The 13,485-nt window shown below is 43.1% G+C and carries 14 protein-coding genes; 7 read left to right on the top strand and 7 right to left on the bottom strand.

Annotated features, from left to right (window positions below):
• Positions 1-78: 78 nt before the first annotated feature.
• Both elbB and EX191_RS05535 read right to left on the bottom strand, forming a co-directional pair.
• Positions 79-729, bottom strand: a complete 651-nt coding sequence (gene elbB / locus EX191_RS05540) for an isoprenoid biosynthesis glyoxalase ElbB (RefSeq protein ID WP_046873691.1) — start codon at positions 727-729, stop codon at positions 79-81.
• 12 nt (positions 730-741) lie between these two features.
• Entirely contained in the window at positions 742-891 is a 150-nt protein-coding gene (locus tag EX191_RS05535) for a hypothetical protein (protein ID WP_193447313.1), read from the bottom strand.
• A 120-nt stretch (positions 892-1,011) separates the two neighbouring features.
• Here EX191_RS05535 and yddG point away from each other — a divergent pair, with 120 nt between their 5' ends.
• Positions 1,012-1,914 carry an aromatic amino acid DMT transporter YddG gene (gene yddG / locus EX191_RS05530; protein WP_048625236.1) on the top strand — a complete coding sequence of 301 codons (903 nt, stop codon included), beginning with the start codon at positions 1,012-1,014 and terminating at the stop codon, positions 1,912-1,914.
• A gap of 91 nt (positions 1,915-2,005) precedes the next feature.
• On the opposite strand, the gene EX191_RS05525 is transcribed toward yddG, so the two are convergent.
• On the bottom strand, positions 2,006-2,902 hold the full coding sequence (locus tag EX191_RS05525; RefSeq protein ID WP_005391129.1) for a cation diffusion facilitator family transporter: 897 nt from the start codon (positions 2,900-2,902) through the stop codon (positions 2,006-2,008).
• A 176-nt stretch (positions 2,903-3,078) separates the two neighbouring features.
• Positions 3,079-3,957 carry a LysR family transcriptional regulator gene (locus tag EX191_RS05520; protein WP_006742040.1) on the bottom strand — a complete coding sequence of 293 codons (879 nt, stop codon included), beginning with the start codon at positions 3,955-3,957 and terminating at the stop codon, positions 3,079-3,081.
• 171 nt (positions 3,958-4,128) lie between these two features.
• On the opposite strand from EX191_RS05520, the gene EX191_RS05515 reads away from it, so the two are divergent.
• Positions 4,129-4,704 carry a class I SAM-dependent DNA methyltransferase gene (locus EX191_RS05515; RefSeq protein WP_006742039.1) on the top strand — a complete coding sequence of 192 codons (576 nt, stop codon included), beginning with the start codon at positions 4,129-4,131 and terminating at the stop codon, positions 4,702-4,704.
• A gap of 153 nt (positions 4,705-4,857) precedes the next feature.
• Here EX191_RS05515 and EX191_RS05510 read toward each other — a convergent pair whose 3' ends face one another.
• Complete coding sequence (locus EX191_RS05510; RefSeq protein WP_193447312.1) at positions 4,858-6,852, bottom strand: acetoacetate--CoA ligase; 1,995 nt, start codon at positions 6,850-6,852, stop codon at positions 4,858-4,860.
• A gap of 222 nt (positions 6,853-7,074) precedes the next feature.
• On the opposite strand from EX191_RS05510, the gene phhA reads away from it, so the two are divergent.
• Both phhA and EX191_RS05500 read left to right on the top strand, forming a co-directional pair.
• Positions 7,075-7,869 carry a phenylalanine 4-monooxygenase gene (gene phhA, locus EX191_RS05505; protein WP_193447311.1) on the top strand — a complete coding sequence of 265 codons (795 nt, stop codon included), beginning with the start codon at positions 7,075-7,077 and terminating at the stop codon, positions 7,867-7,869.
• Positions 7,859-8,197: a 4a-hydroxytetrahydrobiopterin dehydratase gene (locus EX191_RS05500; protein WP_054867569.1), complete on the top strand. Its 339-nt coding sequence runs from the start codon at positions 7,859-7,861 to the stop codon at positions 8,195-8,197. Before phhA ends, EX191_RS05500 begins: the two co-directional genes overlap by 11 nt.
• 69 nt (positions 8,198-8,266) lie before the next feature.
• Here EX191_RS05500 and EX191_RS05495 read toward each other — a convergent pair whose 3' ends face one another.
• Positions 8,267-10,036, bottom strand: coding sequence for a choice-of-anchor I family protein (locus tag EX191_RS05495; protein ID WP_193447310.1), 1,770 nt, complete (start codon positions 10,034-10,036; stop codon positions 8,267-8,269).
• A gap of 199 nt (positions 10,037-10,235) precedes the next feature.
• On the opposite strand from EX191_RS05495, the gene EX191_RS05490 reads away from it, so the two are divergent.
• On the top strand, positions 10,236-10,580 hold the full coding sequence (locus tag EX191_RS05490) for a HopJ type III effector protein (protein ID WP_193447309.1): 345 nt from the start codon (positions 10,236-10,238) through the stop codon (positions 10,578-10,580).
• A 38-nt stretch (positions 10,581-10,618) separates the two neighbouring features.
• Here the strand turns inward: EX191_RS05490 and EX191_RS05485 are convergent, their stop codons facing one another.
• On the bottom strand, positions 10,619-10,927 hold the full coding sequence (locus tag EX191_RS05485) for a cysteine-rich CWC family protein (RefSeq protein WP_080955956.1): 309 nt from the start codon (positions 10,925-10,927) through the stop codon (positions 10,619-10,621).
• Between the two features lie 143 nt (positions 10,928-11,070).
• Here EX191_RS05485 and EX191_RS05480 point away from each other — a divergent pair, with 143 nt between their 5' ends.
• On the top strand, positions 11,071-11,298 hold the full coding sequence (locus EX191_RS05480; RefSeq protein ID WP_029812086.1) for a DUF3820 family protein: 228 nt from the start codon (positions 11,071-11,073) through the stop codon (positions 11,296-11,298).
• Positions 11,282-13,318 (top strand): recombinase family protein, encoded by a 2,037-nt coding sequence (locus EX191_RS05475; RefSeq protein ID WP_193447308.1) that lies wholly within the window; start codon positions 11,282-11,284, stop codon positions 13,316-13,318. Before EX191_RS05480 ends, EX191_RS05475 begins: the two co-directional genes overlap by 17 nt.
• Positions 13,319-13,485: the final 167 nt, after the last annotated feature.

The following is a 13,485-nucleotide window of genomic DNA, read 5'->3' as shown; positions in this document are numbered from 1 at the left end:
TAAAGTATAAAAAATCCCCATTAATAACTTAACTATCAATGGGGATGGGAGGTAGGTTTATAAGTTATCTATCAATAATTAGGCAATATCAATCAGCTTTGATACTAACTTTTCGATACCTGATGCCGCTTGAGAGATATTCTCTGCCAACATATAAGCTGGGGTTGATAGAACGAGGTGTGTTTCATCAAAAACGATATCCTCGACAGAGCAAGTGATGTGCTCACCGCCCATTTGATTAAATGCTATCGAGATCGCTTCATCGTTGCCTACGGTGCCTTTCACGCCTTGATCATAAATCATCGGAATAATGACAGGTGAAATACACAGATAACCTGCTGGCTTTTTCGCATGAGCGAATGCGCGACATGCTTGAGCTACGTGTGTATTAATCGAGCACTCAGCTCCTGATACTGCGAAGTCAGTGAGGTTTTTAGCGGCACCAAAACCGCCAGGTAAGAGTAGGGCATCAAACTCATCTGGGTTTAATCTTGCAACATCATCAATATTGCCACGTGCAAGGCGTGCAGATTCCACCAACACATTTCGTGTTTCGTCCATCTCTTCGCCAGTTAGATGATTAATCACGTGTAATTGATCGATGTTAGGAGCAAAGCAATGCCATGATGCACCTTCTTTTTCAATGGCATGGAGTGCTAATACGGCTTCATGTAGTTCTGTGCCATCGTAAACACCTGAACCACTGAAGATAACTGCGACTTTTTTCATTTGAGAATTCCTTTAGTCTGAGGTTTCCGTTTGTTGCTCTGTTTCTTTTAGATGTTGAGTGCTCGAATCAGTTTCGGCGGTTTCGCTATCGTCGTCTTCTTCATCATAGTAGCGCACAACAAAAGGTGTAAGCATAACACTCGAGGGCAGAAAATGTTTCATATCGACTCCAACTGCGTAATGGAGTGATTTTTATACTGATTTTTATAAAACAGTACGTTGAACCTGATCATTTTTGAGTTAAGCTGATGTTTCCTTTGGCATTCGTGAGTGGTAGGTCACATGAAATCAGTGCAATTTCGTTTCACACTTTATGGTTGTATTGCCATCCTCTCTTGGAGTTGCTTACTTGGCATTGCCAGGTTGGTAACCGAGAGCCTAGGTCCCGTGGGCGGGGCAGCCATGTTGTACTCTCTCAGTTCTATTTTCCTTCTTATCGTAGTTGGCATTCCGAAGTTATCGTACTTTTCTCCAAAATATCTCGTGCTTGGTGGCGCGATGTTCGTTTGTTATGAAATATTTCTCGCTTTATCTCTGGGATATTCCAACTCGCGTGCGCAGGCTATTGAGGTGTCGATTGTCAATTACCTTTGGCCAGCACTCACCGTTTTGTTTGCGGTTTTAGGCAGTAACAAAAAAACAAACTGGCTGCTTTATCCAGCGGTTGCGCTGGCGTTTATCGGAGTCGCGTGGACGGTGAGTGGTGAAAATGGCTTATCCGTTACTCAGATTATGTCCAATGTCAGTAGTAACCCTTTGGTTTACTTTATGGCTTTCGCAGGAGCAGTTATATGGGCTTTTTATTGTAATTTAACCCAGAGGCAGCAATCCAAACATAACGCGATTACGTTGTTTTTCATTGCTACTGCTGTTTCGTTATGGGTGAAATATGCGTTTGCTGATGAGCCAGAGATGACTTTTTCATGGGAAGCAATGGGCTACCTTTTTGCTTCAGCGGCGTTGATGGCTGGTGGTTATGGTTTGTGGAACATCGCGATTGTTGGCGGAAACATGGTCTTTCTCGCGACACTTTCTTACTTTACGCCCATTTTCTCTGCGCTATTTTCTTCCATTATTCTTGGTGTGACGTTGAGTCCGAGTTTTTGGCAGGGGGTTGTGATGGTTACGGTGGGCTCTTTGCTTTGCTGGGTTGTCACCAAGGAGAAGCGTGAAGCTGCAGGTTAAACCAAAATTATCTGATTTTATCTTTGCGCTGTATGCTCAAATGACAGAAAGAAAAAAGCTCCCGACCGAGGGAGCTTTTTTCTTTCGTGTTCTAACAGTTTGCGACGTTTAAATGGAGTTGCAGTTTGAATCTGTGCTTCGACAGACGTTTCGTTAACTGAGTGCGAGTTTGTTCCAACTTATCCAATGCAATGGTGTCGTCATCGACGTGCAAATCGATGTTAATACGAAGCTCTTGGCCCACTTTAGTGATACCCGCTAACTTTAGCTGGTGGTCAGATGTTTTTTCTATCTCTAGTACATCATTGCCAACGACCTGACATAGCTCTTTGCTTGGTGTCATCATTAGTAGCTCACGTAGTGCACCAACCAACATATCAAAAGGAACTTTCAGAAAGTAGAAGCCCATTAGCACCATCATCATAGGATCGGCATAAACCGCATATTCAGCGAATGGCGTTAGTGATACAACCCAAGCAGCAACAAATCCTACCGTCACCGCTACACTTAATAGCGTATCCATCTGCCACTGTTTTTTCTCTGCTTCAATCAAGCCTGATGAGAAGCGACGGCTGCGTTTCGCCATAAACCACCAAGCGTAACCACAACCGATGACGTTTACGATGCCGAATAGAGTGGCAATAGAAGCATCGACTTCACGGCCTCCGGACATCAATGCTGAAATTGCAGAGTAAAGAGAAAAGCTTACAACCACTAAAATAACAGCCGCTTTTATCGCAATAACGATTGGCTCTAAGACCGCTTTTCCAAATGGGAATACAGATTTTGAGGGCTTGTTAATATAGTAGGAAGCGGCCAGTGACAATAAAGTTAACAGTAAGCTGACCAAAGAGTAAACACCGTCAAAAACGATGACAATTGATCCTACAAGCAAGCCAAGTACCATACCACCAGCAGCGAACCCAGATGCTAAAAGGGCTGAAATGGTTAGAATACGGTTTTCGTTTTTGCTTGTCCTGTCACACATAAAAGATGCCTTTAAATTTTAATACCTTACTATTCTTCTCGCATAAGGTAATTTAGGCAACCACTAAGTGAGCAGGTTCTAATCTAAAAAGTTGCGTTTTTGTTTATGTTCTTATAAAACAATGACTTGCTGTATGGTTGTGGTGCCAATAAAATTGGCGCTCACTGATAAAATGTTTAGAAGTCAAATAAATACTCGCTCAATTTATCCGCTAACCATGTCATTGCTGGGTGCTCAGTTTGACCGTTAGGTGAAAACATACAGTAGTCTTCTTGTGTCAGTCCGTATGTATGCTTGATAACGGCGAGCTTTTGCTGGCGAAGGTAATGGCGGATTAATGGTTCTGGCAGTACACCCCAAGCGTCTTCTTCTAAGATGGTGTTGAGCATGTAGTCAAAACTCGAAAAGCCAATGTATCGAGTCGAGAAAGGCTGCAGTTCAGGGTTGTCTTTCTCATTTAGGTACACCATCAACGCTTGCATCTGACTGCGCAGGTCTTCGTCTGAGACTCTGCGCATCTTACTTAGGCGGTGTTCTGCACTGCATACTGACATCATACGTATCTTGCCTAGTGGGTTATACACGATACGAGGGTCGTCGACGCGCTCATAATCAACACCAAAGGCAAAATCCACTTGGTGGGTACTGACTAAGTTTGCCAAGTCACCACTGGATGCCAAGATTAAGTTGAAGGTTGTGGAAGGGAAGCGGTTATTCAATGTATGAGAAAGCTCTTGCCAGAGATCATCAGGTAAGGAGTCGTCACGTGCAACCCAAACTTCCGCGTTAAAACCTTCCGATATTTGAGCACAGGTTTTTCTTATCCGCTGTGCGATGATAAGTAGGTGTTCGCAATCTTTGTAAATGGCTTTCCCAGCTTCAGAGAGAGTGAGCTGATTGCCAGTTCGGGTAAACAACTCAACGTTGAGATCTTTCTCTAAAGCCTTAATCGACATACTGAGTTTGGTGCGATTACAATCGAGTTGCCTTGCTGCTTCAGAAACAGAACCACACTCAGCGATGGTGCAGAAGGCTTCTACTTGAGTTAAGTTCATGATTTGACACAACCAATAAATGAATTCAAATAATTTGGGTATTATGCAGATATGCTCCCAAAGCCGTGAAAGATTATCGAAAAAAACGCGAATCCGCCAGATAAGTCTATGGTCTTTTAACGGTTTTGCGGTAATCTATGTGGGTTACAAAAAGTGAACATGGAGGCCACGATGGCACAAGATTGGGACGGCTTAGCAAAAAACTGGGAATCAAATCCAGCAACAGAGCAATTTGCGCAGTCGGTGTTTGAGCAGTTACAACAGCTAACTCAGCTTGATGGCATTAAAGTACTAGATTTTGGATGCGGAACCGGGCAGTTAAGTCAACGATTGTCACCGATGGTTAAAGACATCGTAGCATTAGACGCATCGGAAGCCATGATTGAAGAACTCGATAAAAAAGAGCTTGCCAATGTAGAACCTGTCGTAGATGCATTGTCTCGCGGCTTGGTCGCTCAGCATCCAGCGTTTCGTGGACAGTTTGACCTAGTAGTTGCATCGTCAGTCTTAGCGTTTGTGGAAGACTTAGACGCGTCATTAAAAATCTCGCATTCTTTACTTAACCACGGCGGTTACTTTGTTCATTTTGATTGGATTGCAGAATCTGAACAAGACGGTTTTACCCTTGCGAAGTCTAAACGTGCTTTGAAAGATGCAGGTTTTACTGAGGTTGAATCGCAACACGTTTTTGACATTACATCTGACGGTAAAACGATGTCGGTATTAATGGGGCTTGGTCGCCGTTAATACTGAATAAAGAACACCACATGATAAAAGCGAGCTACCTAGCTCGCTTTTTTCTTATCGGTTGAGGGGATGTCCCAAGTTAACCTCACTTGTTCTTCACCTATCGCTGCGGGCGCAAGCAAAGTGGTTCTCTAACAATCAAGTGTTCTGAGGTTATTTTTGGGCGACTATCCTGCGTATCTCCTCCAATACTTCAGGGTTGGCTATTGCGCCTAAATTTTCTACGCTCCGATTGTTAACGACTTGCTTAACGGCTAACTCAACCAATTTTCCCGAACGGGTCTTAGGTATATCGCTTATTACGTAAATTGCACTAGGTACATGTCTTGGAGAACATGCAGATTTTAGCTGTGCTTTGATGGAGGCGATCATCTCGTCGTTGAGCTCTATCCCTTTCATTAATTGGACAAACAGCCATATTTGTTCGTTGCGATCGACTTCTTTTCCTACTGCGATGGAATCTAGAATACCGTCTATACTGTTCACTTGCTGATAGATTTCGGCTGTGCCGATTCTTACGCCACCGGGATTCAACGTGGTATCACTTCGACCATAAAACACGTATCCACCAACGCTGGTTTGTTCAACATCGTCGCCGTGGTGCCAAATATTGTCGAACTTATCCCAATAAGCACGATGATATCTTTCCCCGGTATCGTTCCAAAAGCCAGCAGGGAAGTTGGGCAATGAATTGGCACAAACCAACTCACCGCGCTCTCCGATTACGCTATTACCTTGCGGGTTAAAGACTCTGACATCGACCCCTAACCCTGCGGATTGGCACTCTCCTCGATAAACGGGAGAAATAGGGTTGCCTAACACAAAGCAGCCACAAATGTCTGTCCCGCCTGAGATTGATGCGAGGTGTACATCTTCTTTAATGTGCTGATAAACATAATCAAACTGCTCTGGATACAGAACTGAGCCCGTTGAGCAAATGGTTTTCAGAGCGGGAAATGCATCACTTTTCGGTGGAGAAAAAGAAACTTTTTCCAATGCCTCTAGGTATTTCGCCGAAGTTCCAAACAGCGTCACTTCGGCTTGTTCAGCGAGGTCCCAAAGCACGTTATGAGTGGGATAAACAGGGCTACCATCAAAAATTACTAAACATGCGCCGCTCGCGAGTGAAGAAACGTGCCAGTTCCACATCATCCAGCCACAGGTCGTGTAATAAAACACTCTGTCGTTCGGTTGGATGTCGCAATGCAGTTGATGCTCTTTCAAATGGTTAAGCACTGTTCCGCCGACGGAATGCACTATGCATTTCGGTTTGCCTGTCGTGCCTGAAGAATAGAGCACAAATAGCGGATCGTTAAAATTAACACGAGTAAAAGTTAGCGCTTCGGGTGTGTATTGATTCAGGACGTTTTGCCAATCTTGAGTGCAGACGTCGCATTCAAAAATGTGTGGTTTCAGGTAGCTAATTTGGCAAACCTGTTTAAGACCATCAAGATGATCCGCAATGTGCTGGTTTTTCTCAGACATATCGAAAGTTTTGCCATTGAATGTATAGCCATCACAAGTAAACAGGATTTTAGGTTTCACTTGACCAAAGCGCTCCAAAACGCTTTCAACGCCAAAATCAGGTGAGGTAGAAGTCCAGGTTGCCCCTAAACTGGTGGTTGCTAACATGGCTATCACCGTTTGAGGTAAGTGAGGCAAATAGCCAGCGACGACATCACCTTGCTTGATTCCACATTCTTTCAACCATTGCTGGACACTCGAAACTTCTTCACACAATTGTTTCCATGTGTAGGTTTGCTTTTCTTCACGTTCATTTTCAAACCAAATCGCGAGATCATCGGGTTGGTGACACGCGTAGGTTAGCAAGTTTTCGGCGTAGTTAATCTGCGCGTTTGGGAACCATTTCATGTCCCTATTTTCGACGGGTTGCTGCCAGCGACTTTCTGCTTGCTCCTTTACGGTCTCTCCTTGAGTACCAATGACGTCGCAGAATAACCAGACTTCTTGCCAAAATTTTTCCACATGATCGAGCGACCATTGATGCAGATCGGCGAAGTTTTCAATGGTATTTCCTTGTCGATTAATGTGTTCAATAAGTCGATTAATGTGTTCAATAAACTGTGTGATGTTGGCTTCTTCGATACGACTTTCGCTCGGTTGCCATACTTTGCTGCTCTCGCGCATAGGTCCCTCTATAACAAAGTGGTAACAGATTTTAGTTTGAGAGGAATACACGATAAAGTCAAACAAGCTAGATATTATATCGTGTCATAAAAATCATGCAGTTACGACGTGTTGTAAACAATATGTTACATCGGATTGATGCTGAGAAAATCGTGTGGGGATTGGAAGCTCTTAAGACTGAAGATAGGCTTAATGTAAAGGATTTGTTAATGGAGATGTGCCATGACTCAGTATCGTTCTAAACCCGTAAACCAGGAAGGCAGGGTTGAATGGAGCCGTGAAGAAGACGCCATTTGGCGAGATTTGGTAACACGACAAATGGGTGTGATCCAAAACAGAGCTTGTAAGGCTTATTTACACGGTTTAACGCTGCTTGATTTACCTCAAGACCGCGTTCCTCAATTGCCAGAAATTAATCGTATCCTGATGGAGACAACAGGTTGGCAAGTGGAGCCCGTTCCTGCGCTTATTGACTTCGACCGTTTTTTTAATCTGCTCGGTAATAAGCGCTTTCCCGTCGCCACATTCTTGCGTACCAGAGAAGAGTTCGATTACTTGCAAGAGCCGGATTTCTTCCATGAAATATTTGGTCATTGTGCGATGTTAACCAACCCAGATTTTGCTGCATTTACCGAACATTATGGTCAACTAGGGCAAGCCGCTACACCAAAACAAAGAGCGTATCTCGCTCGTCTCTACTGGTTTACCGTAGAATTTGGCTTGGTGAAAGAAGGGGACAAAACCAAAATTTACGGTGGTGGTATTCTCTCATCTCCTGGCGAAACCCTCTACGCATTAGAGAGTGATGTAGCAATTCGCGACCCATTTGAATTACAAACTGTGTTGAGAACGCCTTATCGTATCGACATCATGCAACCGAAGTACTACGTGATTGATGACTTTTCTCAGCTCTTTAAAATCAGTCAGTTAAATTTATTGAAACAAGCCGATCTAGCGATTGAAGCTGGACTGCTTCCTCCACTTTTTGAACCAAAGGAACCTGCTCATGTTGAATGAACAAAAATGCGAAGCTTGTAGTATCGATGCCATTGCACTAAGCAAAGAAGAACAACAATCTCTGCTGCTGCAATTGTCTGATTGGCAGATCATTGAAAGAGAAGACATACCTCAACTAGAAAAGGTGTATAAATTTAAGAACTTCAAACAAGCATGGGCTTTCAGTAACAAAATCGCGGAACTGGCAGAAGATGAGTTCCACCATCCTTCTATTATGTTGGAGTGGGGTAAGGTCACCGTAACTTGGTGGAGTCACTCGATCAAAGGTCTGCATAAGAACGATTTTATCTGCGCATCAAAATGTGACGCGCTAGCATCGGCAGAGTAGGACATTACCTCATAAAAAAACGCCCGGCTTACGTCGGGCGTTTTGGTTCTAAATGACTTTTACATTACTTTATAGATTGATTCGGAAGACGGATGTCGTGCCAGATACCTCATTGCCAACAGCGATAAAATGACTACCATTACGGGTAAAGTAATTGATGGATTCTGGGCCTAAATCGCCTGCTTTTGGATTGTATGTGTCGTTGGTGCATTCTCCATCTTCCACTTGTGTACACACTGGCTGATTGTAATCACGACGGTTTACGTAATGTAGGAACTGCACTTGTTTCGGATCGGTAATGTCATAAATCATAATACCGCCTTGGCGCTCTAAGCCGATGAACACGTAATGGCGACCGTTAATTTGTGCTACTTCAATCGCCTCTGGCTCAATGCCTTTATCATCACTTCGGTCATCGCCACTGTGATTGTTATCGTTGGTACTGTTGAAGTTTTTACCTTCATTCAGCAGCGCGATGGTCGCGAAATCGTCACCACTATCGAAGACCAACTTGCCGTTTTCATCCCAAATCGAGAATGAACGCGCGCCAAATGCTTGAACATTACCTTGTGCAGAAAGCGTTTTTTCCGGCTTAATCACTTTTAAACGCGCGAGTTGTTTGTTGTCTTTTAGTGCTTCTGCCAGTGGGTGCTCTGCTGCTACTTTCAACTTCTTACCGCGCACTTCGTCAACATGACTTAAACAGGTTCCTTGCTCAGAAGTATATTCATCTGTTCCAAGGAAATCGTCTTCATCCCACATAAAGCCTGCTTTGTCGCACAGTTCTTGAGTGGTTTTGAATCCGTACTCACGGCCGTCGCCTTCATTTGCAGATACGATGTAAGTTGTCCCATCCACTGAGTAGCTGTCGATGGTGTCAGGCATAAATAAGCCAACCAGTTGTGGGTAGCTTTTCAAGTTTCCAATAATTTTGTCTTTGTTAGATGCATCGAGTTTAGCGTCCGACCAAGACTTCTCACCTAAGCCAACAATTTTTTCTACCGATTTGCTCACTGGATTGACGATTGCCATGGCGTTATTTTCTTGTAGCGCGACATAGATTTTACCGTTATCTGCAAAAGTGAGGTATTCAGGCTCTAGATCTTGTGCGATGGTGGCGTTTGGCCCCGAAATACGTACATTCATTGGAAGCTCTGCTTTTCGTGAGCCATCAAACTCGTTAAAGCCAATTTGTGACACTTCTGCTTGAGTAACACCAAGGCTCAGATCGATCAAAGTGACGCTACCTTCAGGATCGACGCTGTAATCGCTGTTTGGTTCGCCCTCATTAGCGGTTGCGATGTATCGGCCATCTTTCGAGAAGCCCACCATGTCTGGCAATGCGCCTGTTGGGAACGTCGTGACTAATGACAAATCGTCGGAGCGGTACAAACCAACAATACCATTCGCTTGTTTATTACTGTTTTCAATCGCAACCGCGACCAAACCATTGAATACAGCGACACTGTTTGCAGCGCCAATTTCAACGCTAGCTGCTTCGCCAGCGCTGTTGAGATCAATGAATGCGGTTTGCGTTGGTACGCCGTTGTCATCCATAGAAAGTACATCGACACGTTTTGCTTCAGCATTGATCACATAGAGCTTATCCGTACAGGCGTCATAACTGACGATTTCAGCTGCCGATGTGTCGAATGGGGCATCAGCAACGGATGTCCCGATAAACGTTAACCCTTGAATTGAAGTTTCCCCAGCAACGGGCGCAGTGGTAGGTTTGCATTGTGTAGCGAATGAAGCCACGGTATCTTCGGGTTGTGATGAACACGCGATGGCAAGTGATGACAATGCGAGTGCACCGATTGCCTTTAAAGGGGTGATCATGATATCTCCTTATCAATCCGATACGTTGTCAATCAGCATGGGGTTTATGCTTCTGTCCATTTCCGCAATTGGAATGATGGAACGCTGAATGACGTGTGATTTGGTAAGGCTCTGAATATATGTATGATTGATGACTCTTATATTGGCTTTTTATGAAACTAATGTGTCATCAAAATGATGAAGTAGGGATAGAGGAATAATGGAATTAAAATCGTTTTTAGATTTGTTGGCAGCTTCACCAGAGCAGGTCGAATTTGAAGCAACGATGGCGGTGATCGAAGAAAGCTATACGTTTGAGCCAACCGCTTTTGTTAATGGTGAGACGCAAAACAACGCGGGTGAGAACAACGGTTCGTGTAAGATCTTCGCTTTCGGCTTGCTAAATAACCTAGACAAAGAAGCGACGCTAGCCTGCTTTGGCCGTTTTTATCGTGAAGATGTATTGCAGCATCCAGAGAATAGCGATCACCAGAATATTCGTAATTTTATGGTAACAGGGTGGGATGGTATTAAGTTTGAAGCACCCGCTTTAACCGCTAAATAAACACCAGTCAGAAAACGCAGAACAGTAAGCCAGTCGTATTATGCGACTGGCTTTTTTTCTAGACATTTTCGGCACAAACACAACTGGTTGGCGCTTGGCTTGGGTAAATCACGGGTTTCAATAGTAAAGCACCAACAGGTTTCTTTGCCTGCGGCGATATCACAATGGGCTTGAGTCCCGCACTCAGGACAATTGTGCGTTGAATCTTTCCCTGCGATTTGCTCGATAATCGTATCTCGTTGGAGATCGGTTTTGTCTTTCCATTGGATGATTTCATCCATCGTTCGGTGACAACCAGAGCATATTCCGGCGTTATTTTTACATGCAGCTCGACAAGGTGACTTCATTGCTTTCTCGTTCTCATTTTTTATGCCGCGTACTCTAGCACAAAGCGAGTCAAAGCCGCCAAAATAAACGTGAGTGCGATTTGCTGGTGAGGAGAGGGCGGCAGTGATATTCTTGGACGAGTTACCTAAAATCTTTGTCACTTATGTTAGAAAAAGAAAACCTCATTAAACTCGCTAGAATGCAAATGCCATTTGGGAAATATGCAGGGCGAGTGTTAATCGACCTACCTGAAGAATACTTACTGTGGTTCGCCAATAAAAAACAGTTTCCTTCGGGAGAGTTGGGTGATTTAATGCAGCTATGTTTAGCTCTCAAGGTTGAGGGCTTAGATTCTGTAGTGAAGCCCCTTAAGTATGAGAACTACCCCTAAAATCTATAATTACGCTCGTGTCAGCACCACTAAACAAACAAAAGGTGTGGGATTAGAAACCCAGCAGCAGAGGAGCGTCCTCGAAAACCTGTCGCAAGAGCATAACCTTCCTATTCATGATGAGAATTTCGTCGATCAGGGGTTAAGTGCATATCATGGTAAACACAAGGATGGTGCATTTGGAGTTGTTTTATCTCGAATTGAAAGTGGTGAAATAGCGTCTGGCAGTATCCTTGTTGTCTTCTCCCTAGACCGCCTCTCAAGAGAAACGGTTAACGTTGCTATGGAGCAATTTCTTAGCATTATTAATCGTGGCGTACGTGTTTATACACATATTGATTGCAAAATGTTTGATTCAGAGAGCCAAAATCAGACCGCAGATCTTATTGGTTCGTTAATTACGATGCAGAGAGCAAATGAGGAATCTGAAACTAAATCGAAGCGTATAATTGCTGCACAGAAGATCGCTTTAAAGCGTTGGAAAGATACAGGTAAGCCACAAGGAGCACTTGGACGCTCACCATTCTGGATAGATCAACCTACAAATACACTTAATATCAATGCCGAAGGTGTAAAAAAAGCGGTTGAAATGAAACTTGCGGGTTACGGGGACTTAAAAATTAAACAGTACCTTGATGCTAATTTCGAGTACAAGCAAACACGAACAAAGGGTACTGTAAAACAATCGAATACATGGGATTATACTACTATCAGTCAGTTATGGGCTAATCGTTCATTGATTGGGGAAAAAAACTTTCATATAGAAGGTGTCAGTCATGTTTTTGAAAATTACTATCCTCCCATAATTGATGAAGCCACATTCCGTAAGCTTAAAATGTGTAAATCCGAAAAACGAGGAAGGAATACAAGCAGTGGCAAAATACCATTGCTAAAAGGTATTGCTCGGTGCGGCATTTGCGGCGGGGCGATGGTGTTCGTCGATAAGGGTGATAATAGAGTTAACTACGTGTGTAATTTGGCGATGAAAGGAGAGCATGATAGGGAAGTATATAATGTAAACATGCTGGATCTTTTGACGTTGGAAATATGTAAGGATGCTTACCTTGCAGAATCTGATAAGGCTAATAATACATTTGTAGAAAATGAAAAAATAAAAATTGAAACAGAGTTGGTAGAAGAACGAGAAGTACTAGATGAACTTGTAGCTCGTTTTAAAGCAAAAAAATCGAATACGATTTTAGATCTTATTGGAGATAGTGAAAACCAAATTGACGTACTTGAAGCCAAACTGGATGCCATTAACAATGCTGACGTGGTCTTAAATGCAGATGAGTTGGTAAGTTTACCCGAAATTTTTACTGACGACGTTCGAACAGACTATTTACATCCAGAAAGGTATACAATCCGTAATAATCTCTATCGTTTTATTTCTTCAATTACATTAAATCGTGTGGTCGAGCATTGCAGTGACGCTAAGATCAAGAGCGCTAACTGTATCGATATTACTTGGCACTTCAAAAATGGACAAAAGCGAAGGCTTGCAATGTTGCCATATCAGTACTTAAAGGCTGACGATGGTAGGAAAAGCCTTTATCTACCCTTTGTATATATGTATGGCAGTAAGAGTAACATTAAAGTTGATGATGGTGGCCAATTCTTACCAAGCATTTTTGAGAAACTCCATGCTTTCGATTTAACAAAGTGCTTGTATCCGAGTAGAGGTTGTTATCAATGGAGTAAATTGAGTTTAGAGTGTGGTAAAACTTATTGGGCGCCACTTGATAAGGCCATGTTTATGGAAAAAGGAATGGAAGTTATTGCTGATACTGTTCGAGATAATGGGGGCACAAATAAAGTTGATGGAGTCACTACAAACTATCTTTCTCTCATGTTTAACTATCCGTCATCCGAAGAGTTTTCGTATGACTATCCGGACTCAACCTTCGTTGAGTTAGCTTGTAAGTTTGGTTTTGTCGCGGATCGTGATTTTTCATTATTCTTACAAGACAATAATTTCAATCGTGAGCTTTATTCATCACTCGACTTTTTGATGTCTTAGTAAGCTTTTCATTCTAATTAAAGGGCATGGTACGACGGAGTATTAAATGTAATACCCATGACTCTTTCGACGAGAGTTCGCTGGAGATTCTGAGATTGCAGCCCGTTAACTATGGCGATTATGGGAGCACTACTGTTAAATATTGGTGATTATAGGTACATCTAGCA

This window comes from Vibrio chemaguriensis (assembly GCF_012275705.1).
GTDB classification, from domain to species: domain Bacteria; phylum Pseudomonadota; class Gammaproteobacteria; order Enterobacterales; family Vibrionaceae; genus Vibrio; species Vibrio diabolicus.
The sequence above is the reverse complement of the archived record's forward strand: the minus strand, read 5'-3'. Positions and strand labels throughout refer to the sequence as shown.

What these genes read in the sequence shown, in the direction of transcription:
- EX191_RS05535 (WP_193447313.1), bottom strand. Translation starts at nt 891, where the DNA reads ATGAAACATTTTCTGCCCTCGAGTGTTATGCTTACACCTTTTGTTGTG.
- EX191_RS05520 (WP_006742040.1), bottom strand. Translation starts at nt 3,957, where the DNA reads ATGAACTTAACTCAAGTAGAAGCCTTCTGCACCATCGCTGAGTGTGGT.
- EX191_RS05490 (WP_193447309.1), top strand. Translation starts at nt 10,236, where the DNA reads ATGGAATTAAAATCGTTTTTAGATTTGTTGGCAGCTTCACCAGAGCAG.
- EX191_RS05475 (WP_193447308.1), top strand. Translation starts at nt 11,282, where the DNA reads ATGAGAACTACCCCTAAAATCTATAATTACGCTCGTGTCAGCACCACT.
- EX191_RS05510 (WP_193447312.1), bottom strand. Translation starts at nt 6,852, where the DNA reads ATGCGCGAGAGCAGCAAAGTATGGCAACCGAGCGAAAGTCGTATCGAA.
- EX191_RS05500 (WP_054867569.1), top strand. Translation starts at nt 7,859, where the DNA reads ATGTTGAATGAACAAAAATGCGAAGCTTGTAGTATCGATGCCATTGCA.
- EX191_RS05485 (WP_080955956.1), bottom strand. Translation starts at nt 10,927, where the DNA reads ATGAAGTCACCTTGTCGAGCTGCATGTAAAAATAACGCCGGAATATGC.
- EX191_RS05525 (WP_005391129.1), bottom strand. Translation starts at nt 2,902, where the DNA reads ATGTGTGACAGGACAAGCAAAAACGAAAACCGTATTCTAACCATTTCA.
- phhA (WP_193447311.1), top strand. Translation starts at nt 7,075, where the DNA reads ATGACTCAGTATCGTTCTAAACCCGTAAACCAGGAAGGCAGGGTTGAA.
- EX191_RS05480 (WP_029812086.1), top strand. Translation starts at nt 11,071, where the DNA reads ATGTTAGAAAAAGAAAACCTCATTAAACTCGCTAGAATGCAAATGCCA.
- elbB (WP_046873691.1), bottom strand. Translation starts at nt 729, where the DNA reads ATGAAAAAAGTCGCAGTTATCTTCAGTGGTTCAGGTGTTTACGATGGC.
- yddG (WP_048625236.1), top strand. Translation starts at nt 1,012, where the DNA reads ATGAAATCAGTGCAATTTCGTTTCACACTTTATGGTTGTATTGCCATC.
- EX191_RS05495 (WP_193447310.1), bottom strand. Translation starts at nt 10,036, where the DNA reads ATGATCACCCCTTTAAAGGCAATCGGTGCACTCGCATTGTCATCACTT.
- EX191_RS05515 (WP_006742039.1), top strand. Translation starts at nt 4,129, where the DNA reads ATGGCACAAGATTGGGACGGCTTAGCAAAAAACTGGGAATCAAATCCA.